Source organism: Streptomyces atratus (assembly GCF_900119365.1).
In the GTDB taxonomy this organism is placed as follows: Bacteria; Actinomycetota; Actinomycetes; order Streptomycetales; family Streptomycetaceae; genus Streptomyces; species Streptomyces atratus_B.
Genome location: NZ_FPJO01000099.1, coordinates 1 through 1,462 on the forward strand (window position 1 = coordinate 1; position 1,462 = coordinate 1,462).

General features: G+C 66.4%; 1 protein-coding gene. It reads right to left on the reverse strand.

Annotation, left to right across the window (positions count from 1 at the left end):
• Positions 1-75: 75 nt before the first annotated feature.
• Positions 76-1,301, reverse strand: a protein-coding gene (locus BT364_RS38925; protein ID WP_107408421.1) for an IS3 family transposase whose coding sequence is annotated in 2 segments (ribosomal slippage) — positions 76-1,016 and positions 1,016-1,301 — 1,227 coding nt in all. Because the reading frame shifts where the segments join, the coding sequence is not laid out codon by codon here.
• Between the last annotated feature and the right edge of the window lie 161 nt (positions 1,302-1,462).

Sequence of the window (1,462 nt, forward strand, 5' to 3'; positions counted from 1 at the left end):
CCATCGAAGGCGGCATCACCGCCGTCAGCTGACACAGTCTCAAGCTCTGTACATCAGACCGTACATACCTCTGCACTACAGCCCGTACGCCGACACGGCTTGGGTCAGGGTAGTTGCTGCTGCTTGGACGGCGTTCTCGTAGGCAATCGGAGACCGCTGACCGAGGCGGGAATGCCGGCGCCGGGTGTTGTAGCGGGTCAGCCGGCGGAAGGCGTCGAGCCTGGCCTCACGCTCGCTCGACCAGGCTTTGCGGCCTTTGAGCGTCTCCCTCTTGAAGGCGGCGTTGAAGCTTTCCGCGGCAGCGTTGTCGGCGCTGGACCCGATCGCGCCCATGCTCTGCCGGACCCCAGCTGACCTGCAGAGTTCCGCGAAGGCCCTGCTCGAATATTGAGATCCGTGGTCGGTGTGCATGATCGCTCCGGTCAAGTTTCCGCGGGTCCGCTCGGCGGCCGTGAGGGCGTCGATGACGAGTTCTGTCCACATGTGGTCAGCGATCGCCCACCCGGCGAGCCAGCGTGAGGCGAGGTCGATGACGGTCGCGAGGTAGAGCGGCTTCGCGCCGCTGACCGGCAGGTATGTGATGTCGCCGACGTACTTTCTGTTGACTGCGGCCGCGGTGAAGTCACGGCCGATCAGGTCTGGCGCCTTCGCTGCGGTCTGGTCCGCGACGGTGGTGCGGTGCCGGCGGCGCAGACGGACTCCCTTGAGCCCGATGGACCGCATGATCCTCGCGACGCGCTTGTGGTTGACCACCGGGCCGCCCTCGTCGCGGAGTTCTGCGGTGATCCTGGGGGCTCCGTAGGTGCCGTCGGAGTCTTGGTGGACCTTGCGTATCCGGGCCGCGATCCCGGCTTCGACGGTCTGGCGGGCCGCTCTCGCGGATGCGGTGCGGCGCCAATAGTAGAAGCTCGAGCGGGCCAGGCCGAGGATGTCGCAGAGCCGCTTCACGCCGTGTCGGCGCTGGTGATCGTCAACGAACTGGTAGCGGTTCACCAGCGCGTCTCCGTCGCGAACTACCGGGCCGCCTTGCGGAGAATGTCCCGTTCTTCCTCGAGCTCACGGATCCTCTTGCGAGCGGCGGCCAGCTCCGCCTGAACAGCGTCGCCGCCGGTCTGCGAAGCGGCCGGCGGTGCGGAGTGGGCGCCGGGCCGGCGCCCGTCGGCGGCCCGGATCCAGTTCCGCAGCGTCTCGGTGTTCACCCCGAGATCACCGGCGACGGACTTGATCGTCGCTCCCGGCCTCGACCGGTACAACGCGACCGCATCCGCTTTGAACTCTGCGGGGTAATGCTTCATCCCCACGGGGACTCCGTTCTCCTGGACCATCAAGATCCAAGTGTCTCCGGTGTCCAAAACCCAGGGTCAAGGCCCAAGGCCGGGTAGTTAACGTTTTCGCAGGTCATGCAAGAGGGCCTGGGGACCATGGTGTTGCGGCGTAGAGGCCGGGGCCGAGTTTGTGGATG